This window comes from Gluconacetobacter azotocaptans (genome assembly GCF_014174355.1).
Taxonomy (GTDB): domain Bacteria; phylum Pseudomonadota; class Alphaproteobacteria; order Acetobacterales; family Acetobacteraceae; genus Gluconacetobacter; species Gluconacetobacter azotocaptans.
Map to the genome: position 1 here is coordinate 72,365 of NZ_JABEQF010000009.1, position 20,701 is coordinate 93,065.

General features: G+C 62.5%; 16 protein-coding genes, 1 pseudogene and 1 other annotated feature. Of the genes and pseudogenes, 10 read left to right on the forward strand and 7 right to left on the reverse strand.

Going from position 1 to position 20,701, the window contains the following annotated elements; translation table 11 throughout:
• The first annotated feature begins 6 nt into the window (after positions 1-6).
• From HLH34_RS12680 to HLH34_RS12710, 7 genes are all read left to right on the forward strand, one after another.
• Entirely contained in the window at positions 7-1,752 is a 1,746-nt protein-coding gene (locus HLH34_RS12680) for a hydantoinase B/oxoprolinase family protein (protein ID WP_183119952.1), read from the forward strand.
• A gap of 453 nt (positions 1,753-2,205) precedes the next feature.
• Positions 2,206-4,506 (forward strand): TonB-dependent receptor, encoded by a 2,301-nt coding sequence (locus tag HLH34_RS12685; protein ID WP_264784348.1) that lies wholly within the window; start codon positions 2,206-2,208, stop codon positions 4,504-4,506.
• Positions 4,507-4,783: 277 nt separating this feature from the next.
• Positions 4,784-6,322: an aminotransferase-like domain-containing protein gene (locus HLH34_RS12690; protein ID WP_183119954.1), complete on the forward strand. Its 1,539-nt coding sequence runs from the start codon at positions 4,784-4,786 to the stop codon at positions 6,320-6,322.
• A gap of 97 nt (positions 6,323-6,419) precedes the next feature.
• Positions 6,420-6,791, forward strand: a complete 372-nt coding sequence (locus HLH34_RS12695; protein WP_183119955.1) for a DUF1330 domain-containing protein — start codon at positions 6,420-6,422, stop codon at positions 6,789-6,791.
• Between the two features lie 50 nt (positions 6,792-6,841).
• Positions 6,842-8,158, forward strand: coding sequence for an LLM class flavin-dependent oxidoreductase (locus HLH34_RS12700; protein WP_220792163.1), 1,317 nt, complete (start codon positions 6,842-6,844; stop codon positions 8,156-8,158).
• A 38-nt stretch (positions 8,159-8,196) separates the two neighbouring features.
• Positions 8,197-9,219 carry an Ldh family oxidoreductase gene (locus tag HLH34_RS12705; RefSeq protein WP_204736909.1) on the forward strand — a complete coding sequence of 341 codons (1,023 nt, stop codon included), beginning with the start codon at positions 8,197-8,199 and terminating at the stop codon, positions 9,217-9,219.
• A gap of 3 nt (positions 9,220-9,222) precedes the next feature.
• Positions 9,223-10,542: an MFS transporter gene (locus tag HLH34_RS12710; protein ID WP_264784349.1), complete on the forward strand. Its 1,320-nt coding sequence runs from the start codon at positions 9,223-9,225 to the stop codon at positions 10,540-10,542.
• 41 nt (positions 10,543-10,583) lie between these two features.
• On the opposite strand, the gene HLH34_RS12715 is transcribed toward HLH34_RS12710, so the two are convergent.
• The 6 genes from HLH34_RS12715 to HLH34_RS12740 form a co-directional block, all read right to left on the reverse strand.
• A complete protein-coding gene (locus tag HLH34_RS12715) occupies positions 10,584-11,243 on the reverse strand; it encodes a pyridoxamine 5'-phosphate oxidase family protein (RefSeq protein ID WP_183119958.1) in 660 nt (219 codons plus the stop codon).
• A gap of 229 nt (positions 11,244-11,472) precedes the next feature.
• Positions 11,473-12,327 (reverse strand): formyltetrahydrofolate deformylase, encoded by an 855-nt coding sequence (gene purU, locus HLH34_RS12720; protein ID WP_183119959.1) that lies wholly within the window; start codon positions 12,325-12,327, stop codon positions 11,473-11,475.
• Positions 12,328-12,379: 52 nt separating this feature from the next.
• Entirely contained in the window at positions 12,380-12,814 is a 435-nt protein-coding gene (locus tag HLH34_RS12725; RefSeq protein ID WP_183119960.1) for a sarcosine oxidase subunit gamma, read from the reverse strand.
• Between the two features lie 85 nt (positions 12,815-12,899).
• On the reverse strand, positions 12,900-15,938 hold the full coding sequence (locus HLH34_RS12730) for a sarcosine oxidase subunit alpha family protein (protein ID WP_183119961.1): 3,039 nt from the start codon (positions 15,936-15,938) through the stop codon (positions 12,900-12,902).
• Positions 15,935-16,219, reverse strand: a complete 285-nt coding sequence (locus HLH34_RS12735) for a sarcosine oxidase subunit delta (protein WP_183119962.1) — start codon at positions 16,217-16,219, stop codon at positions 15,935-15,937. The genes HLH34_RS12730 and HLH34_RS12735 overlap by 4 nt, the downstream gene beginning before the upstream one ends.
• A gap of 28 nt (positions 16,220-16,247) precedes the next feature.
• A complete protein-coding gene (locus HLH34_RS12740) occupies positions 16,248-17,507 on the reverse strand; it encodes a sarcosine oxidase subunit beta family protein (RefSeq protein WP_183119963.1) in 1,260 nt (419 codons plus the stop codon).
• 115 nt (positions 17,508-17,622) lie between these two features.
• On the opposite strand from HLH34_RS12740, the gene HLH34_RS12745 reads away from it, so the two are divergent.
• From HLH34_RS12745 to HLH34_RS19465, 3 genes and pseudogenes are all read left to right on the forward strand, one after another.
• Complete coding sequence (locus HLH34_RS12745; RefSeq protein ID WP_183119964.1) at positions 17,623-18,621, forward strand: LysR family transcriptional regulator; 999 nt, start codon at positions 17,623-17,625, stop codon at positions 18,619-18,621.
• 59 nt (positions 18,622-18,680) lie between these two features.
• Complete coding sequence (locus HLH34_RS12750) at positions 18,681-19,379, forward strand: helix-turn-helix domain-containing protein (RefSeq protein ID WP_306417751.1); 699 nt, start codon at positions 18,681-18,683, stop codon at positions 19,377-19,379.
• A gap of 17 nt (positions 19,380-19,396) precedes the next feature.
• Positions 19,397-19,974: pseudogene (locus tag HLH34_RS19465) on the forward strand (hypothetical protein); the annotation flags it as partial.
• Positions 19,420-19,535 (forward strand) — a sequence feature (AL1L pseudoknot). It overlaps the preceding pseudogene by 116 nt.
• Here the strand turns inward: HLH34_RS19465 and eutC are convergent.
• Positions 19,922-20,701 carry an ethanolamine ammonia-lyase subunit EutC gene (gene eutC, locus HLH34_RS12755; RefSeq protein ID WP_183119965.1) on the reverse strand — a complete coding sequence of 260 codons (780 nt, stop codon included), beginning with the start codon at positions 20,699-20,701 and terminating at the stop codon, positions 19,922-19,924. The pseudogene HLH34_RS19465 and the gene eutC sit on opposite strands and share 53 nt — an antisense overlap.

Here is a 20,701-nt window from a genome sequence, read left to right on the forward strand (position 1 = left end):
AAAACCATGAAAACTTTCGATCCCATCCGTCTCGAGGTCCTGAAGAACGCGTTCGATACCATCGCCGACGAAATGGCATTGATCCTGATGAGGGCGGCATATTCTCCGATCGTTCGGGATTCTATGGATTTCTCGACGGCGCTTTGCGACGCATTCGGGCAGACCCTGGCCCAGGGTGTGACGACACCCATGCATCTGGGCAGCTTCTACGATGCGATGCGGCATCTGCTCAGTCATTACGAAGGAAATATTTTCGAAGGCGATGTCTTCATCGGTAACGATCCCTATGCCGCCGCTGGCCAGCATCTGCCGGACATCTATATCATCCAGCCGATTTTTTTCGACGGCAGGCTGGTTGCCTGGACCACTACGCTTGCCCACCACGCCGACGTGGGCGGCATCGTCCCGGGCAGCAACGCGCTGGGGGCGACGGAGATCTATCAAGAGGGAATCAGGCTGCCATTCCTGAAACTTTACGAGCGCGGTGCGAGGAATGCCTCGATCTGGGATATCCTGATGCTGAATGTCCGGGTGCCGAGCCTGGTTGCGGGTGACCTGTTCGCGCAGATGGCGGCATGTCATGCCGGCCAGAGGTCATTCGTCGATCTGCTCGAACGATATGGTGCCGATGAAGTCCTCAGCTATGCCGAGGAGCTTCATAATTATGCCGAACGACTGACAAGGGCTGAAATTGCTCAATTCCCCGACGGAACATTCGCCTTTACCGATTACCTCGATGGACTGGGTAAAAATCCCGTTCCCATCCCCATTACGCTCGCGGTTTCGATCAGGGGGGACGAGCTGGAGGTCGATTTCACCGGCACATCGGCCCAGGTAAAGGGAGGGGTGAACACGCCGCTTCCGTTCACGAAGGCGGCAGTGTTTACCGCCCTTCGTTCGGTCATGAAGTCCGATATTCCGAATTGTCGCGGATTTGAACGCGCCATCCGGGTTCAGGCTCCGCTCGGGACAGTTGTAAATTCGGTGCATCCGGCGCCTTGCGGCGCGCGCGGCATTACCGGATACCGGATTATCGACGCCATGCTCGGCGCGCTGTCGATTCCGTTGCCTGACCGCGTGACGGCCGACGGCATGGGCGGGGCGAGTGTTCCGGCCTTTGGCGGATGGCATGACGGAAAGCCGTTCGTCTTCAGTGAAACGGTCATGGGAACGTGGGGCGGCGCGCCGACTCATGATGGTCAGGTCGGCGTTCCCCACATGGGCGCCAATCAGGCAAATATTCCGGTCGAAATGATCGAGACCAACTATCCCCTTCGGATCGTCCGCTACGAAATCGTGCCCGACAGCGGCGGTGCGGGGCGATATCGGGGTGGCAATGCATTCGTGCGGGAATATGAATTTCTTGGCGATGAGGCCGTGCTGACCTTGCGGTCCGACAAGCACGATTTTCCGCCCTACGGCCTGTTCGGTGGGAAGGCGGGGTCAGGTCCCGTGAGCGTGCTGCGGCAGAAAGAGGGACATGAGGTGACATTGCCAGTGCTTGTCACGGAACCTTACGTCATGAAGAAGGGGGACGTGTTCCGCCACAGGTCGCCGGCAGGCGGCGGTTACGGAGATGCGCTGGATCGGCCGGAGGGCATGGTGCTGGATGACGTGCTGGACGGGTTGATCAGTGAAGCACATGCCGCCGAGGCATTCGGGGTCGTGATCGAGGCAGGACATGTGAATCACGCGGCAACCGCGGTGCGACGCGATGCGATGAAATGCCGATCGCCCGCGTGCGACAGTTAGGCGGGTTTGCCGGTCAGAATATCGGGGGTTCGTGAACGGTGTTCTTGTCAAAAGCCCTTTCTACCGACGCCGTGATTTCGCGGTACGATCCGACTTCCGCTTCCGACAGGCCGTGCCAGTTTGTGGTAATCGATGGGTCCAGGCGCATTTACATTGCGGTAACGGAACAGTGCCGATAGCGTTCGTCATGTAGGCTAAGGTTCTTCGCGAGATCGAGCGTTATTGAAATTGCGTTTCTCATCCGGATGTTTTGCGCGATCGAAAGAGGCCATGCCAGCGGCAAACATAAATCGAGGTTTGAGTCACATGTGGAAACCAATTTTCAGGACGCTCCTGGCTTCGACCACATGTCTGGGGATGTCCCAACTCGCCGCTCCGCGAGTCAAGGCGGCCTCCGCGGACTCCAAGACGTCCTTACGCACAGGCAGTCACGGACATGTCTCGAAACCGACGGTGCAGTCGAATGCCGCCCCGGTGAAGGTGGCAGCGGGGCAACCGCAGGCACCGCATGCGATGCCGATCAATGAGCCCGAGGAAATTCACGTCACGCGGGGGCGTCCGATCGGCGGCGGCCTGATGAAGCGCCAGACTGCGCCGGAGGCCGTGAATTCGATAACTGCCGCCGCGATCGCCCAGCGCACAGCCGCCGCCAGTCCGCTCCAGTTGATTGCGTCCATGCCGGGGGTCAATTTCGGTTCGAGCGACGCGCTCGGCTTGACGATCCGTAACAATCTCGCTGTTCGCGGCCTGGCGGAAAGCGAAATGGGATGGGTGATCAACGGGGCCCCTGGTATCGACCAGGCCTATTATTACCCCTACACTGAAAGCTGGGCGGATAACGAGAATATCGCCGACGTCACGCTCATTCCCGGCACGTCGCGTATCAACGACCCCGTCCAGTCCGCCACAGGCGGGGAGTTCATCGAGACGACGCGCGATCCATCCGACAAATATGGCGGGTTGTTGTCGTACAGTGCCGGGTCGTACCAGGCCCAGCGTGTCTTTGCCCGGGCGGATAGCGGCTATATCGGCCATTCCGGCATCAAGATGTACGCATCCTATTCCTATACTGCCGAGAACAATTTTTACGGTCCGGGAAGAAGCCATCGCACACACGTGGATTTCGACGTCCAGAAGGATTGGGGCGACATCGGCACCAGCAAGCTGTTTATTTCCTACAATGATCTGGTGAACGCGCGGCAGAATTTCATGACGCTGTCGCAGTGGGAGAAGAACAACGCCGTCGACAATAACTTCTCCGAGAGCGATTATGCCGGCACCTATATTCCGGGCAAGACGACAAATTACTGGAAATCATATATTTATAAAAGAACAAATGTTCTTCTGTCCCTCCAGAACGAATTTCATCTGACCGACCGTCTGGCGCTGCACTTCACCCCCTATTTCCATTATGCTGACGTGAACAGTCCCGGCCAGACAAGTATCAACCCGGCCAGCGTTTATAACGGCGATCAGAAGATCGCGATCGATACCAACGGGCTGGATCTCGTCAACGGCCAGCTTAATGTGATGTCCAATTCGAACCAGTTAATGTACTCCACGGGGGTCAACACGTATCTTCAATATCGTGTTTCAAAGACGAACCATCTTCTTTTCGGATACTGGTATGATAACTGGACGATGACGCAGCTGAATGGTCTTTCTCCGATGGATTATCAGGGGAATACCGCAAACGATGATGGCAAGTATATTCTCCGCTCGGCGTCCGGGGTTCCGGTCGCCGGCACGCATTTCCAGGAGAGCTCGCAGATCAACGAGTTCTATCTTTCGGATACGCAGAGTTTCCTCAACGATCGTCTTGAGCTGAGCGCCGGGATCAAGCTCATGATGGATTACGTTTCGGGAACCAACATGGTCTCGGGACCGCAGTACCATTATTCCCAGGCCATGTTCCAGCCGATGCCGCGAGTGACCGTTTCTTATAAAATCAACAAGGATATGCAGATTTATGCCAATGGCATGACCAATATGCGCCCGCCTGTACCGCTGAGCACCTATCCCACGTCCTATGGCGTCGGGACCGGAAAGGTCGTCCAGCAGGGTGCGACAGGCGTGCAGCCGGAATATTCGATCGGTGAGGAGCTGGGTTTTCGTTACCATGGGCTGTTCACATTCGACCTCGCGTTGTTCAATATGAACATGACCAATCATCAGGTCGCGACCACCCAGATCCTGAACGGCGCCAATGTGCAGTCGGCGATTTCGGTTGGCGGGGAAACCATGCGCGGCGTGACGGTCGAATTGGCCGCCCCGACCTTTCATGGCCTGTCGCCCTATGTAAACGGGCAGTATCTGCATGCGACGACCGACAACAATTTCCGGGTCGGAAATGATTCCTTGCCGACCGCGGGAAAAATCGCCGTGATGAGTCCAAAATTCATGGCGACGGTGGGAATCAACTATACGAAGGGGCCGTTCTTCGCGAACCTTGGATTCAAGTGGGTGGATTCCCAGTATTCCACCTTCATGAATGACCAGTCCATGCCCGCATACAAGACGGTTGATCTGGGATTCGGTTACCACTTCCCGAGCTTCCATATGCTCAGTGGGCCTACGCTGCGGCTGAACTTCACCAACCTGACGAATGTCAAATATATCTCCAGCGTTGCCGGCGTGGCCGCGAACGCCCAGACCATGCGTGGATTGGGGGGAACCCTTATCAGCGGGTCAACGCCCAGTTATTATATCGGGGCGCCGATGACGGTGATGATGACGGCGACGGCCGGCTTCTGAAGCGGAGGGTAATCGACATGCGTCGGGCCGGTTTCATGGGGCCGTGGGCACCCGGGCTGATGCATGTTACGGTTTGTGCCTGATCTCCTGTCTCTCAAATCCGCTAGCGGATTTGAGGGACAGGAGACTAGCTTCCATCTGATGCCGGTCTGTATAGTCGTGACAGGCCGGGGCTTTCTCTGTCCATGCGTTCGTGGAGAGAATTCAGCCGGGTTGTTCCGGTAGGCAGGTTGGCTGCCGCGCCGGAGGCATCAGCACTTTAGGAAGCTGTCACGCCATGGACGATGATTGCGAGATCAAGAATCTGCCCGCCGACAGTCCGGAAGCCTACGGCTACTGGCGCCGCCTCATCGGTCCGTTGCATCATGCCGAAGAAGGCACGCTGAAAATCATGCTGCACAAGCAGCTGGTCTCGGCCATCTGCTCGGGGCGGCTGGCAGCCGGAACGGCATTGCCATCGCAGCGTGCCCTCGCGCGTGCGCTGAGTATCTCCCGGAACACGGTCATCCAGGCTTATCTGCTTCTTGCCACCGAAGGGCTGGTCGATACACGAGATCGCTCCCGCCATCGGGTGTCCAACATCGCGCACGACGTATCGCAGGCCCGGACGTCCGCACCCTGCGGGCAGGAGCGCCCGGCACATCCTGTGTCATGGTCCGAACGCCTGATCGGATCGGTGTCAAAACAAAGGCCACTTCAGCGCGACCCTCGCTGGCGCGAGAGCCGGTACGCCTTCATATATGGACAGTGTGATCAGGAACTGTTTCCCCTCGCGCAATGGCGCGAGGTGCAGCGGGACACATTGAGCGCCACGGCCTTGCGCCGCTGGGCGGGCGATCCCTATGACGAGGACAATGCTTATCTGGTCAAGCAGATCTGCTCCACTTTGCTGCCCCGGCGCGGGCTCTGGGCCGTACCCGAGGAGATTCTCATTACCAGCGGTATCCAGAACGCGCTTGCCATCCTCAGCCTGCTGCTGCTCGGCCCCGACTATCGCTGCGCGTTCGAAGATCCCGGCCACCCGGACCTGCGCGCCGTCCTGCGGCTGCGCAGCGCGAATATCCAGAACGTCCTGGTGGATGAAGAAGGGCTGCGTGTTGCCGATCTCACACCGGGCATCTCAATGCTCTATTGCTCGCCCGTCATGCAGTTTCCGACGACCGCACCCATGTCAGCCAGCCGGCGCGCGCAACTTTATTATTATGCCCGCCAGAACGATACGATCATTGTCGAGGACGACGTGGATTCCGAAGCCTGGTTCGCCGGCGACGCGCCCTATGCGCTCAAGGCCGACGACCCTGATGGTCGTGTCATCTATCTGGGGACCTTTTCGAAAGCTCTGGCGCCCGGATTGCGGCTGGGTTTCATGGTCGCGCCGCCGCACGTGATCCATGAAGCGCGGTTGATCCGCCGCCTGCTGATGCGTAGCCCACCGACCAACAATCAGGCGACATTGGGTGAATTCATAGGAAGAGGATATTATTCCGGCCTGGTCTGCAGGGCTCGCCAGACATGGGAAAAGCGCGCGCGGATCCTGTCCGACAGCGTGGCCCGCCATATGCCGGACACGGTGCTCGCGCCCATCCATGGCGGATCGGCCGGATGGCTGACATTGCCCGACGGGGTGCGTTCGGATCAGTTTTGCCGTTCACTGGCGGCACACAGCATCTATGCCGACGACGGCGGTATGTTCTACCGTCACCGCGATGTCCCGCAGGCGCTCAGGTTGGGATTTACCTCGATGTCGACAGGAATAATCGAAGACGGTATCGAACGCATGGGACATATTCTGCAGACGGCGGCGCGTGACGTCTGAATGGCGGGCGAATGGAAGTGGCTCTTGCCTTCCTGGGGATCTGGACCTTGGCCGGCCCGGTCGATCTTCCTATACTCGGACGATACGCAGGATTTCGGTGGCCGCACCGAAAGATCCGGAAGGAGATACCTTCTTGGCAACTTATGTGATCTCAGAACGTCACGATGAAGTAACCGATGAAGCCGCGTTCGCGACGTATCGCGAGGTGACGGGTCGGATGGTCAAGCGCCACGGTGGCGTCTATCTGACCGTCAGCCGTGACGCAAGCCTTCTCGAGGGCGACAAGCCGCCTCTGGTGGTCGGCATCATACGTTTCCCGTCGCTGGAACATGTCCGTGCGTGGTGGGATTCTCCGGAATATCAGGCCATAGCGCCCCTGCGACGTACCGTGCCCATGCGTGTCTATGCCGTTTCCGGCACGATTCCCTCGCACGCCGTAACGGACGATCATGTGAAGGAAGATGTATGATGTCGAAAAGAAACGATAAAATTCGTCTTGCTGCATTTAATTTTTCCGGAATGTACAGCCAGGGCTGGCGTCATCCCGACGTCCAGTCGGATGGTGAGAATGATTTCGACTGGCAGGTGACGTTCGCCCGGACCGCCGAGCGCGGCCTTTTCGACATGATTTTCATGGCCGACGAGAGTTCGCTTGCCCGTCCGATCTCGGACAGGGACATGCTCTCGCGCCTGTCCAGCGTGGCGGGTTTCGAGCCCGCGACCCTGATGGCGGCGTTGGCGGCCTGCACGCAGCATGTCGGGCTCGTCCACACTATGAGCACGACATACGAGCAGCCCTATTATCTGGCGCGCCAGCTCGCCTCGATCGACAAGATCAGCAAAGGTCGGGCGGGGTGGAATCTCGTCACGTCGGGCAACCCGAACGAGGCCGCCAATTTCGGCGTCAAGGGCGGCACGACGCTGCATGCCGACCGCTATCGCCGTGCAGCCGAGTTCCATCACGTCGTGACCGGTCTGTGGGACAGTATCGAGGACGATGCTTTCCTGCTGGACAAGGAAGGCGGCCGATATCTCGATCCGGAAAAAATACACGCCCTGGCCCATGAAGGAGAGTTTTTCAGCGTCAAGGGGCCCTTGCGCGGTGGCAGGTCGCCGCAGGGCCATCCGATCATCGCGCAGGCCGGCGCCTCGGGAGAAGGACGCGACCTTGGTTCGCGCACCGCGGACGTGGTGTTCTGCAGCACCCATTTCATCGAAGATGCGCAGGCCTTCTACGCGGACATGAAGCAGCGTACCGTCGCGCATGGCCGCCAAGCGTCCGATCTGAAGATCTTTCCCGGCACTTCCATCGTATGGGGCGAGACGCAGAGCCAGGCGGAGGATCGGTTCGATGAGATCAGCCGCCTCTACCCGGACGAGATCGCGCTGGAGAACATCACCGGCGCCGTGCAGCTCGATGTCAGCAATTATGATCTCGATGGGCCGTTTCCCGACCTGCCCCCGACACGCGGCATGCAGGGGCACCAGAGGGCGATTTCCGCCTTCGCCAAGCACAACAACCTCAGCATCCGTCAGACTGCCCAGCGCCTTGCATCCTCCAGCAAGCATCGGGTGCTTGTGGGCACGACGCAGAGCATCGTCGATAATCTGGAAGAATGGTTCATGGGATACGCGGCCGATGGCTTCGTCATCATGAATCCCTACCGGTTGCGCAGCCTGGAAGACGTGGTGACGCATATCGTTCCTGAACTACAGCGGCGCGGCCTGTTCCGCACCGCCTATGAAGGAAAGACGCTGCGGGAAAATCTCGGCCTGTCGCGGCCCGAGAGCCGATTCGCCGCGACGCGGGCCGTGCGATCGCCGGATGTGGGCTAGCGTGACGAGAGGATTCTTTCATGTCTGATCGTCTTCCCTTGCCGGCCGGCGCGTCGACGGTTCATCTTCAGATCGCCGAGGTCGAGGATCTGGCATTTCGTGCCTTGCATGCGTCAGGCCTGGCCGAAGACCATGCGCGGGCGGTGGCTGCCCAGTTCGCCGCGGCGGAGGCCGATGGCATCCCCAGCCATGGCTTGGCGCGTGTTCCGTCCAATTGCCAGATTCTGGCCTATGGCAAGATCGCGAAGGACGCCCGTCCGGTCGTCACGAGCCCGAGGTCCGGAATCGTGCATCTCGACGCCGGCGACGGTTTCCCGCATCTGGGCATCGCAATGGCTCGGCCGATCCTGTCGGAGGCGGTGCGCGAGAACGGCATCGCCTCGCTGGTCGTCACCAACGCCTATGCCTGCGGTGTGCTTGGCTATCACACGGAAAATCTGGCGCGTGAGGGGCTGGTCATCCTTGGCTTTACCCACGCGCCGGCCTCCATGGCGCCGGCAGGCGGGCGCCGTCCGGTTGTCGGTACCAACCCGATGTCGCTTGCCGTGCCCTCGGATGACGGCGTAGTGCTCCTGATCGACCAGTCATCTTCGGTCGTGGCGAAGAGCGAGGTCATGGACCGGCATATGCGCGGTGAAGGCATCCCGGACAATTGGGCCTTCGACCAGGACGGACGGCCCACCACCTCCGCCGCTGCGGCCTTGCAAGGCGGGACCATGGCGCCATTCGGCGGCTACAAGGGCTTTGGTATCGGCTTGATCGTGGAAGTCTTTTCCGCGTTGCTGACCAACAGCAATCTTGGCGTCGTCGCCCCTGGCCTGATCGATACCAGCAACGGGCCGCCGCGTGTGGGTGCCTATTTCATTGCGGTCGATCCCGCCGTGACCGGCGGAGGCGACTTCAACCGCAAGATGGAAACCCTGCTCGGTGCGATCGGCACGCAGCCGGGAACCCGCATTCCGGGCAGCCGCCGTCATGTATGGCGCCGTCAGACCGCCGCCGAGGGGGTGGAAATTCCGCGCCCGCTTTATCAACAGATCAAGGCAATTATCGGATCATGACGGATGGCCCAAGAGAGCGTGACGTTACCGCGACTTCGTGACATCGGCCGCAGCGAGCATGCGCGACGGCATGACAATTCGCTGCGAGGGGCCGCGCATGTCATCGCCGCCGCGACCGTCGGCAGCGTGCTGGACTGGTACGATTTCGGCATCTTCGCGTTTTTTTCCAACGCGATTTCCCATAATTTCTTCGCACAGGACGGGCGGAATACCGGCCTGTTCCTGACATTCCTGATTTTCGGCTGCGGCTTTACGGCGCGCCCGATCGGCGGGCTCATCATCGGTCGGATTGGCGACCGGATCAGCCGGCGTACCGCCCTGATCGTCTCCATCATCGTCATGGGCGGCGGTACGCTCGGTTTGGCCGTGCTTCCAGGTCGTTCGACCATAGGAGAGGCCGCGCCGTTTCTTCTTCTGATCGCGCGGTTGATGCAGGGTCTGGCCGCGGGTGGAGAATGGGGCGGGGCGGCCACCTTCATCGTCGAGGCCGCCCCCCTCGGCAAGCGCGGGCTGTATGGCGGCATACACGAGGTCAGCGCCATTCTCGGGCCCGTGCTGGCGCTTGGTGTCGCGTCGATGGTTGCCTCCATCTACTCTGCCGAGGCGATCAACAGTTGGGCCTGGCGTCTGCCGTTCCTGATCGGCGCGCTGCTGATTCCCGTCGGCTTCTATTGCCGGTTGCGCATCATGGAAACGCCCGTGCCCCATGCCGATGTGGCAGAAGAGGTACGGATGGTGCATGACGTCACCGGTCCTTTTTTTCGGGCGTTCTCGCTGGTCGCTCCAATATTCGCGGTATTCTATACGCTGTTCTATTTTCCGACATTGACGCAGACCTATCTGGGACTGTCGGCACGCGCCTCTTTGTGGGCCAACACGGCGGCCTGTATCGGCATGATGAGCGTCATTCTGCCCGCGGCGGTCCTCTCCGACCGTGTGGGCCGGCGTCCGATGACGATTTGCGCCTATATACTGATCGCCCTGGCCACACCCGTGCTGTTCTGGGAGATCGCCCACACCACCAGTGTTGCCGGCGTCACGATCATCGAACTACTTTATGCGCTCGCGGCTGGACTGCTGGCGGGTCCTTTCCCGGCAACCCTGTGCGAGCTGTTTCCCGCCCGTTCGCGACTGACCGGGATCGCCCTGGCTTATAACGTCGCCGGTGCCTTGTTCGGTGGCTTTACACCGCTGATTCTGACCGCAACGATCAATTATTTTCACACGGTTACCGTTGCCTGCGCGGTCTCCGTCTTCTCGGTTATTCTTGGGCTGGCTGTCATGTTGAAGGCAAAGGAAACCGCTTTTACGTCGCTTCCGTGACGTTCGCCTTCATGGCATTGTGCCCCCCCGTATTGAATGCCCTACCCGATATGGAAACGCGACAATTCCGGGGGCGGCGCGACATCCGGCAGATTGCGCGGATCGGGTTCGGGGGGCAGGATCTGCATGCGCACCGGAACCACGCCCGCCCAGACCGGAAAGGTGTAATCCTCTTCGTTGTCTTCGGGTTGGCCCGTACGAATCTTGGCCGACGCCTCGGTGATGGGCATGGTTAAAACGGTGGTTGCCTTGAGTTCGTTGGTCGTCACTGGACGCAGGCGCGCCCACTGGCCTGGGATTGTCTTGTCCACCATAGTCCGTAACTGATGTTCCTTTTCATCGTCGGCAAGTTTTTCCGGGCGACCAAAGATCATGACCGAGCGATGGTTGATATTGTAGTTGAACGCCGAACGCGCCATCACCAGTCCGTCATAGATGGACACGGTGAGGCAGACATCCTGTTCCTGCGTCGTTCGGATCATGCGGCTGGCGGATGATCCGTGCCAGAACACGCGGTTTCCGTCACGCCACTGCAGGGTCGGCGTGACGAAAGGCGTTCCGTTATGGATGTAGCCAACATGGCAGAGCGGCATGGCATCAAGAATGGCATGGACGACCTCCAGATCGTAGGACGCGATATGATGGTAGCGCTTCACGCGCGCGCGGTCGCTCGGGGCGGAGGAATTTTCTGTCTGGGCCATGGCATGTAGGACTTTCGGTTCTGGATGTGGGTTTGGACAGTCAGACAATCATGCGACGACACATCAAAAAATTGCAGGCCGATAGAAATCGGCTGGGAAAAGCGCCCGATTACGACAGAATGAGTGGATGAACCGGGTCTGTGCAAGTGAAAATCGAACCCTGCGGGAATTTCTGAAGACCTTCCAGCTTGTCGCGTCGTGCTCCGGGATCGCGCGGTGCCGGACGGGCTCAGTGCATAAAGATGATTGTCTTGTTGCCGTTCAGGATCACTCGTTGTTCGACGTAGTAGCGCACGGCGCGGGCCAGGACGCGGCGTTCGATATCACGGCCCTTGCGGATCAGATCGTCCGGGGCGTCGGCGTGGGAGATCCGCTCCACGTCCTGTTCGATGATCGGCCCCTCGTCGAGGTCCCTGGTCACGAAATGTGCCGTAGCGCCAATCAGTTTCACGCCCCGGTCAAATGCCTGGTGATAAGGGCGGGCTCCCTTGAAGCCGGGCAGGAAAGAATGGTGGATATTGATGCAGCGTCCGGACAGCGCGGCGGCCATGTTATTGGAGAGGATCTGCATATAGCGTGCCAGCACGACCAGGTCCGCGCCGGTCGCGTCGACCAGTTCGAGGATTCGTGCCTCCTGCTCCGCCTTCGTTTCCCTGGTGACCGGCAGATAATGGAACGGGATGGCATGGAGATCGATATGCTCGTAGGTGTCCGCCGGATGGTTGGAGATGATGCCCACCGGGTTGATCACGAGTTCGCCGATGCGCCAGCGATAGAGAAGATCGACGAGACAATGGTCGAATTTCGAGACCAGGAGAATTACTTTTGGACGGATGCTCGTGTCGTGCAATGTCCATTTCATCGCGAACCGCGTGGCCAGCGCGCCCAGCGCCGTTTCCGGCGCGGTGGCCTCCCCGATGGCGGCGGAGAAGACGATCCGCATGAAGAACTGCTTGCTGTCGGGCTCGTCGAACTGCTGAGCTTCGGTGATGTTGTAGCCGAGCTCGAAGAGAAGCTGTCCGATCGCCGCCACCAGGCCCGGCCGGTTCGGGCAGGACAGAGTCAGGATGTAGGAATAGCCCATCGTCGTATCGGGGCATGTCGTGACCATGTTCGTTGTTCCTGATCCAGGTCCGTCAGTCGACGACGAACATCGCCGCGGCTTCAGCCAGGTCATGGTGGAAGGCGTTGGCGAGACTTCGGAACACCAGGCATTCGAAGGTATCGTCGCGGTCTTTCCAGAACAGGACGCCGATATGCCTGATGAGGCCGGACGCCACGTCGCCGGTGGCGAAGGCATGCGGATGAAGATCGATGCCCGACAGGCCGGCCAGAAACGCCGCGCTTCGTTCACCGGTGATCCGAAAGGCGCTGCGGCCGTCGCCCTGCGTCGTGATCGCCGCCCGTCCCGCGCAGGGTGGGCGGAGCCGTTGCGCGGGATCGGGCGCGCCGGCCGGGGCAATGACGAGATACTGCCCGCGACCGGCCCAGACGACGCGGCCGGTTGAGTTTGCCGTCATGCGTCGCGCTTCGGGCGCTGGAAAACCGGCTGAGGTCAGGATCGTCGCCAATGCCGGGACATCCTGGCGAAAGGGCGCGACGCTTGCGATCTGCCATCCCTCGACGGGATGGATTGAAAGGGGGGGCATGGCGGAATCAGGCATGCAGGCGTCCTCCATCGGGATCGACGAAGACGGGCGGACAGACCCGCGCGCGGACGATATTGCCACGTACCGGATCATGCACAGCCACGATCTCGCGGTGACGGTGCGCGCCGTCGGCGAGAAAGCCGAGGCCGATCCACGAGCCGCAGGTCGGCGACCAGGCGGAAGACGATACCCAGCCCTGGTCGTTCGCCGCCGTCGCCGCCGCGTGGTCGGGCAGCAGATGCGCGCCCGCGCCCAGCACGGCGTCCGGGGCGAGGGGCATGAGCCCTACCAGGGTCTGGCGCCCCGGATCGGTCAGCGCCGGACGCTGCGCCATGCGGGCACCGATATAATCCTTCTTGCGGGACAGGAGCTTTCCGAAACCCAGGTCGTGCGCCGTCGTCTGCCCGTTCAGTTCCGATCCGGCTGGATGGCCTTTTTCGATACGCAGGACGCCCAGAGCCTCCGTGCCGTAGGGGGCGATGCTGAACGGCGCGCCTGCCCGCATCAAGGCATCCGCCAGCACGGCGCCATGGCGCGCCGGAACGGCGATTTCATAAGCCAGTTCGCCCGAGAAGGAGATTCGGAACAGTCGCGCGGGGATGCTGCCGCACACTGTCGTTTCCACCGTCGCCATGAAGGGAAGCGCGGCGTTGCCGACATCGAAACCCGGATCGACGATGGCCGCCAGCACCTCGCGCGATTTCGGTCCGGCGAGGGCGATCTGTGCCCATTCGTCGGTGACCGAGATCATCTGCACATCATCCTCCGGGAACAGCCATTGCCTGCAATATTCGAGATGTTCCATAATTTTTGCGGCGTTGGCCGTGGTTGTGGTCATGAGGTAATGGGTTTCGCCAAGCCGCGCGGTGGTACCATCATCGAAGGCGAAGCCGTCCTCGCGCAGCATCAGGCCGTACCGGACGCGCCCGACGGCGAGCCGGGCGAAATTGTTGCAGTAGATGCGTTCGAGAAAACGCGTGGCGTCCGGACCCTGGATGTCGATCTTGCCCAGCGTGGTGACGTCGCAGAATCCTACGGCGCGGCGTACCGTCATGACCTCGCGGTTGACCGTCTCCTGCCAGGTCGGGTCGCTGGGACGGGCGAACCATTGCGCGCGCATCCACAGGCCCGCGGTGGTGAAATGCGCGCCATGCGCGCGCGCCCAGTCATGGGTAGGCGTCAGGCGCTCGGGCCGGAAATGGCGACCGCGATGCGGGCCTGCGAGCGCACCGATGGCGATGGGCTGGACGGGCGGACGTGTCGTTGTGGTGCCGGTCTCGGCGATGGAACGCCCTGTCATCGCCGCCAGAAGGGCCAGGCCGTTGACGTTCGATGTCTTGCCCTGATCGGTGGCCATGCCGAGGGTGGTATAGCGCTTCAGATGCTCGACGCTGACATAGCCTTCCCGTGTCGCGCCGCGAATGTCCTTAGCCATCACGTCGTTCTGGAAATCGACGAAGGCGGCGCCGGAGGGGGCCTCCAGGTCCTCAAGCGTGTGCCACAGGGCGCCCGGTCTGTCCGGCAGGTCCTGTGTCACCGGCATGTCGAGCGTCGCGGGGGTCAGGCCGCAGGTGGCGACCGCCGCCGCCCCCACCGCGTGGCCGCTGGCCAGCGCCGCACCCGTTCCGGACAGGCCGGTCACGCTTCCCGCGACGAACATGCCGGGCGGCAGATCCCCTGGGATGAAGGCGCAGAGCGTTTCGTCCCAGACCGGCCGGCCGTTTTGATGGGTGGCAAGCCCCAGCGCGGGCGACCAGCCGCCGGAGAGGGCAAGCAGGTCGCAACGGATACGGCGCGTCTCACCCGCCCGGTCCGCGATGGTGACGCCGGTCAGCGATGTGGTGCCGTGTGTCCGGGTGACCCGGGCGCCGGCACTGTAGGGAATGCCAAGCCGCTCGCCGAGCGCGCGGATTTGCAGCGATTCCTCATGGCGGGAATCGATGATCGCATGGACCCGTATGCCTGCCCGGGCCAGATCATCCGCCGTGGCAAGCGCGCTGTCGGTATTGCCGAACACCACGGCCTCGCGTCCCGGTGCGACGGCAAATCGGTTGAGATAGCTCCTGACCGCGCCTGCCAGCATCACGCCGGGACGATCGTTTCCTTCGAGGATGACGGGCCGTTCCACGGCGCCCGAGGCCAGCACGCAGCATGTCGCCGTGATTCGCACGAGACGCTGGCGCGGCTGGTTGGTGCCCGGCACGGGAAGATGATCCGCGACCCGCTGCAGGGCGGCATAGACCCCACCGTCATATGCGCTGTTGACGCAGGTGCGCAGGAGGAGCGTGGCCTTGTCGCAGGATTCGAATTCACGCAGGGCCTGGTCCACCCACGTCATGGCCGGGTGGTCGTCGAGTTCGACCCGATCGGACAGCAGGCGGCCGCCGGGGCGGAAATCCTCGTCGCATAGAATCACGCGCGCGCCGCTGCGCGCCGCGGTCAGTGCCGCGGCGAGTCCGGCCGGGCCGGCCCCGACCACAAGGATGTCGCAAAATAGCGAGACCTTGTCATAACGATCCGGGTCGGCATCGGCGGCGGCGCGTCCAAGGCCCGCCGCCCGGCGGATCAGGGGCTCGTACAGCTTCTCCCAGAACGCGACCGGGAACATGAAGGTCTTGTAATAGAACCCGGCCGAAAGCAGAGGTGCCGCGAGGGCGCTGGCGGCCATCAGATCGAAGGCGAGGGAGGGAAAGCGGTTCTGGCTCCGTGCCACCAGCCCGTCAAACATCTCCACGATCGTGGCCCGCGTGTTGGGTTCCCGGCGCGCGCCTTCCCGCAGTTCGACCAGGGCGTTCGGCTCCTCCGACCCGGCGGTGAGGATGCCGCGTGGACGGTGGTATTTGAAGGACCGCCCAACAAGCCGGATGCCGTTGGCCAGCAGGGCGGAGGCGAGCGTGTCGCCGGGGAAAGCAGTGCCGACCTGGCCATCGAAGCGGAATTGCAGCGGGCGGCCACGGTCGATCAGGCCGCCGGAGGGAAGGCGGCCGGACAGCTTGCGGCCCGAAGCGGCGCGGGGGGAACGGTCGGACGCGGAATGGCGGTTCATCGTGCCTCCGGGCCTGCCTGGACAGCGCGCGCCACGGCCTCCGCGGCCTCGGCGGCGAGAATCGCGTGGCTGCGGGTATCGCGGGTGATCACCAGCCAACTCCGGCATGGCTGGTGGTACCACAACTCGCGATGCGGGCCGGCGGGGTTATCGCGCAGATAGACATAATCCGCCCAGTGCGTCTCTGGCGCGTCGGGGGGCGGCCGACGCAGGGTTGCGTCGCCGCGATAGACGAACTCGCCGCTGTCTCGCGGGCCGCAGCAGGAACAGGGAAGGCGCATCGTGATCTTTCCTCGCTACGGATCGGGCTCAATGCAGATTGGGCTGTGCGCCCATGCCTTTTTCGTCGATCACCGCCCCGCGTGCGAAGCGGTCGAGACGGAAGGCCGTGCCGACCGGATGGGGTTCGTCACGGGCGATGAGATGGGCGAAGCAGAGGCCCGAGGCAGGCGTCGCCTTGAAGCCGCCATAGCACCAGCCGGCGTTGAGATAGAGCCCATCCACCGGCGTGCGGTCGATGATCGGGCTGCCGTCCATCGACATGTCCATGATCCCGCCCCATTGCCGCAGAAGCCGCACGCGGCCGATGCGCGGCATCAGCGCCATGGCGCCTTCGCAGACATCTTCGATCAGCGGCAGGTTGCCGCGCTGGGCGTAGGAATTATAGCCGTCGATGTCGCCGCCGAAGACGAGACCGCCCTTGTCGGACTGGCTGACATAGAAATGGCCCGCGCCGAACGTCACGACGCAGTCGATGAAGGGTTTCAATCCTTCGGAAACGAAAGCCTGCAGCACATGGCTTTCGATCGGCAGGCGCAGGCCTGCCATGGCAGCGACCTGCGAGGAACGTCCCGCGCAGGCCATGCCGACCTTGCCGGCGGCGATGATGCCGCGCGTGGTCTCCACACCGCTGATTTTTCCACCCTCGATGCGCAGGCCCGTGACCTCGCAGTTCTCGATGATGTCCACCCCCAGCCGGTCGGCCGCGCGGGCATAACCCCAGGCGACGGCGTCGTGGCGCACCGTCCCGCCACGGGCCTGCAGCAGGCCGCCCAGAATCGGAAAACGCGCGTTGTCGAAATCGAGAAACGGAAGTTTCTCCCGTACCGCCCGCGCATCGAGCAATTCGGCATCGATACCGTGCAGCCGCATGGCGTTGCCGCGCCGGGCGTAGGCGTTGCGCTGGGCGTCGGAATGAATCAGATTCAGTACGCCGCGCTGGCTGACCATTGCATTGAAATTGATGTCCTGTTCAAGACCCTCCCACAACATCATCGATTTTTCGTAGAACGGGAGGTTTCCGGGCAGGAGATAGTTCGAGCGGATGATGGTGGTGTTGCGCCCGATATTGCCGTTGCCGAGCCAGCCGCGCTCGACCACCGCGATATTGCGCATGCCGTAGTGCCGGGCAAGGTAATAGGCGGTGGCGAGGCCGTGACCACCGCCGCCGATGATGACGACGTCGTAGCGTGGCGCGGGCGTTGCCTTGCGCCAGGCCGGTGTCCAGCCGCGATTGTCGCGAACGGCATTGCGGAGCAACGAAAAGATTGAATATTGAACCGACGACATCTCTATCCTCTGGCTTGCCATCAGATATACGACGCTTTTCGCTCGACGTTACCATAAGATTCTCTTATAGTTCCAGTTCCGCTGGCCCGCATGAACGGATGGAGAGGCCGGGACCATGGCACGATCGCCCGGACATCAGCCGCTTCCTTTCGACTTGCAGTCGCTCGCCGTTTTCGTCGCCGTCTGCGAACATGGCAGCATGGCGTCGGCGGCGCGTCATCTCGGGGTCAGCCAGCCTGCGGTCTCGCAGGCGATCGGCGAGATCGAGGCAAAGGCCGGCGTGATGCTGTTCGACCGTGGCGTCCGGCCGCTGGCGGTGACGGCAGCGGGGGCCGTGCTGCGGCAGAGCGCGCTCACCCTGACTTCCGAAGCCCGCCAGACCGCCAACCGGTTGAGGGAGGTCCATGCCGGGCGGGTCGGGTTGATCCGGGTGGGCGTGGTCGACAGTCTCATGCGTGCGACGCTTCCCGCACTGTCGAGGTTTCTTTCGGAGCGCACCAGCCACGCCATTGTTTATTCCGGACTGACGGAAAGCCACGCCTCGGCGCTCTTCAGCCGTCAGCTCGACATCATCGTCGGCGTGAGCGATTTCGAGGATGTCAACGGGCTGGACCGCTTTCCTCTCGCGCGCGAGCCCTATCTCCTGCTGCTGCCCGAGTCCCAGAAGGTGCCGAAGACGCCGCAGGACATGCTGCTCCTCAGTCGGGCATGTCCGTTCGTACGGTTCTCGCTGCGCTCGCGGACGGGCCAGGAAATCGAGCGTTATCTGCGCCGTATCAAGCTCGATTTTCCGCCGGGCCTCGAATTCGACGCGCCCTATGGCGTTTTTGCCGCCTGTCGCCAGGGGGCGATGGCCATCACGACCCCGCTCTGCCTGTTCGAATGCGCCCTGGACCTTGCGGGATTGCGCTGCGTGCCTCTGCCCGGACCGAAGATGGGGCGCCATCTTACGATTGTCGCGCGGGAACGGGAATTCGGCTCCCTGCCGCGCGATCTTTCCAGCGTATTGGGCGCGACGCTGCGTACCGAGGTCATCCCGGTGCTGAACCAGGCCCTGGACCGGATCGAGCCGGTGATAAACATGGCTTCCCGTGCCGGCGGCGAGGGCACATGATGACCCCGCAAGGCCGCCGGGCGGCTCCTGACAGCTCACCTAGCAGGATCAAGGACTTGATGAAAACAGACAGACCTGCCCGCTCCGCTCGCGGGCCGTTACGGGAAGATATTCCCCAGGCGATGCCGGAGAGGGAAGAGGCGGTGGATCTTGCCACGGGTTCCACCGCGCCGCCCGTGCGCGAGATGACGCTGGAAGAGTCGTTGGGTAGCCAGATCCGGCTTCTGCGTCGCAAGGCGGAACTGCGCGGGGGGGATGTCGCCCAGGCGGCGGGCGTGTCCCTGAGCATGCTGTCGAAGATCGAGAACGGCCAGATTTCCCCCTCTCTCTCGACGTTGCAGGCGGTGTGCCGGGCGCTCAACGTCCCGCTCAGCCAGCTCTTCTCGACCTTCGAGGAGCAGCGCGACTGTTCCTATGTCAAGGCCGGAGAGGGGGTCGTGATCGAACGACGTGGCACGAAGGCTGGGCATGAATACAGGCTGCTCGGCCATCTGCTCGGGGGTGACGTGGTGCTGGAGCCGTACCTCATCACGCTCCACGAAGAAGCCCGTCCCTACACGAATTTTCGTCACTCCGGCGTAGAGCTGATCTACATGCTTACCGGGCGTGTCCTTTATCGCCACGGTTCGGAGACATATGAGCTTGGTGTCGGCGATTCGTTGCTGTTCGATAGTGGAGCCCCCCACGGACCCGAAATGCTGCTTGAAAAGCCGATGACCTATCTCTCGGTCATTGTTCACCCGCGGATGGAGACCTGACCGCCGGTGAACCGCCGAACCAGATCCTGCGCAAGGCGTCGGCGTATTTTGCGATGGCGGAGTTCGACCGCCGATCCGGGTCATGATCGCCTTCATCGACGCACACCGGGACGTCTACGGGCCGAGCCGATCGCGCACCTGCTGCCGATCGCCTCGTCGGCCTGCCATGAACATGCCCGCGGGGTCCGTGATCGGCAAAGAGCCCATGCGCGGCAGAAGCGCGATGCCGGGCTCTGCCGGGAGATGCGGTAACTGGGGCTGAAGGGCGTCGTCCGGGGCAAGGCGATCAGGACCACGACCTCCGACAAGGCCGCGCTCTGTCCGCTGGAGCAGGCGCGGCGAACGGCGCCCCTTGGCCGGAGCCGGCCTCGTGCATCATTCGGACAGGGGCGTTCACTATGTGAGCATTCGCTATTCCTGGCGGCGGATCGAAGGCATCGAACTCGCTACTCTTCACTGGGTGGACTGGTTCAACCATCGGTGGATCCTCGCGCCGCGTAGAGACTCACCATCAGTCTCCGCCAAACCCGGGAGGGTTCAGGTCAGGGCGATGCGAGGCCGTCGAGGGTGGCCGGGGTTTCGTCCTTCAGCATGATGCCGCTGCGCCCGATCCGGCGTGCGCCCGCCAGCAGCCCTGCCAGTTTGGCGGCGGCGGCCCCGGTGGACAGACCGCCCTGGTCGTGGATGTTGGAAATGCAGTTGCGTTCGGAATCCAGCCGGCCGGGGCGCGGGTCCCAGGTCATGTACAGGCTCAGGCTGTCCGAAACGCTCAGGCCCGGCCGTTCGCCGATCATCATGACGACGCATCCGGCCCCCAGACGATGCGCGATGTCGTCACCCAGGGCGACGCGCGCGTTGTGCGCCACCACCACGGGCGCGATCCGCCAGCCCGGCAGCAGCGCGTGGCACGCGGCCAGGAGCGGCGGAGCCTGCCGTTCCGCCGCCAGGGCCGACAGGCCGTCGGCGATTACGAACGCCACGTCATAGGACCCGCGCGTCAGGCACGCGGCGCTGTCGGCCGACAGGCGGCGGCCCAGATCGGGACGGCGGATGAATGTCGCCCGATCGGCGGCCTGGCTGCGCACGGACAGGACTGCGCCGTCCAGCCGCAGGGCCTCCTGCCGCAGGGGGGCCATGACCGCCCGGCGCGCCCGCGCATGGGCCAGCTGGAAGGCCAGGACCTCGCCCCCCGCCACGGTGTCGCCGGCGCGGGGCTGGCCCACCCGGGCGCGGGTCAGGCCCCGCAGCGGTGCCCACGGATCGGTTTCCGTGCTCGGGTCGATGAGCGGGTCGTGGGCGCTGTCCGGAGGGGATTTCGTCAT

Coding starts and splice junctions, on each gene's coding strand:
- eutC (WP_183119965.1), bottom strand. CDS start 20,701: ATGACGAAATCCCCTCCGGACAGCGCCCACGACCCGCTCATCGACCCG.
- HLH34_RS12740 (WP_183119963.1), bottom strand. CDS start 17,507: ATGTCGTCGGTTCAATATTCAATCTTTTCGTTGCTCCGCAATGCCGTT.
- HLH34_RS12735 (WP_183119962.1), bottom strand. CDS start 16,219: ATGCGCCTTCCCTGTTCCTGCTGCGGCCCGCGAGACAGCGGCGAGTTC.
- HLH34_RS12745 (WP_183119964.1), top strand. CDS start 17,623: ATGGCACGATCGCCCGGACATCAGCCGCTTCCTTTCGACTTGCAGTCG.
- HLH34_RS12700 (WP_220792163.1), top strand. CDS start 6,842: ATGTACAGCCAGGGCTGGCGTCATCCCGACGTCCAGTCGGATGGTGAG.
- HLH34_RS12680 (WP_183119952.1), top strand. CDS start 7: ATGAAAACTTTCGATCCCATCCGTCTCGAGGTCCTGAAGAACGCGTTC.
- HLH34_RS12710 (WP_264784349.1), top strand. CDS start 9,223: ATGGCCCAAGAGAGCGTGACGTTACCGCGACTTCGTGACATCGGCCGC.
- HLH34_RS12690 (WP_183119954.1), top strand. CDS start 4,784: ATGGACGATGATTGCGAGATCAAGAATCTGCCCGCCGACAGTCCGGAA.
- HLH34_RS12730 (WP_183119961.1), bottom strand. CDS start 15,938: ATGAACCGCCATTCCGCGTCCGACCGTTCCCCCCGCGCCGCTTCGGGC.
- HLH34_RS12715 (WP_183119958.1), bottom strand. CDS start 11,243: ATGGCCCAGACAGAAAATTCCTCCGCCCCGAGCGACCGCGCGCGCGTG.
- purU (WP_183119959.1), bottom strand. CDS start 12,327: ATGGGCTATTCCTACATCCTGACTCTGTCCTGCCCGAACCGGCCGGGC.
- HLH34_RS12750 (WP_306417751.1), top strand. CDS start 18,681: ATGAAAACAGACAGACCTGCCCGCTCCGCTCGCGGGCCGTTACGGGAA.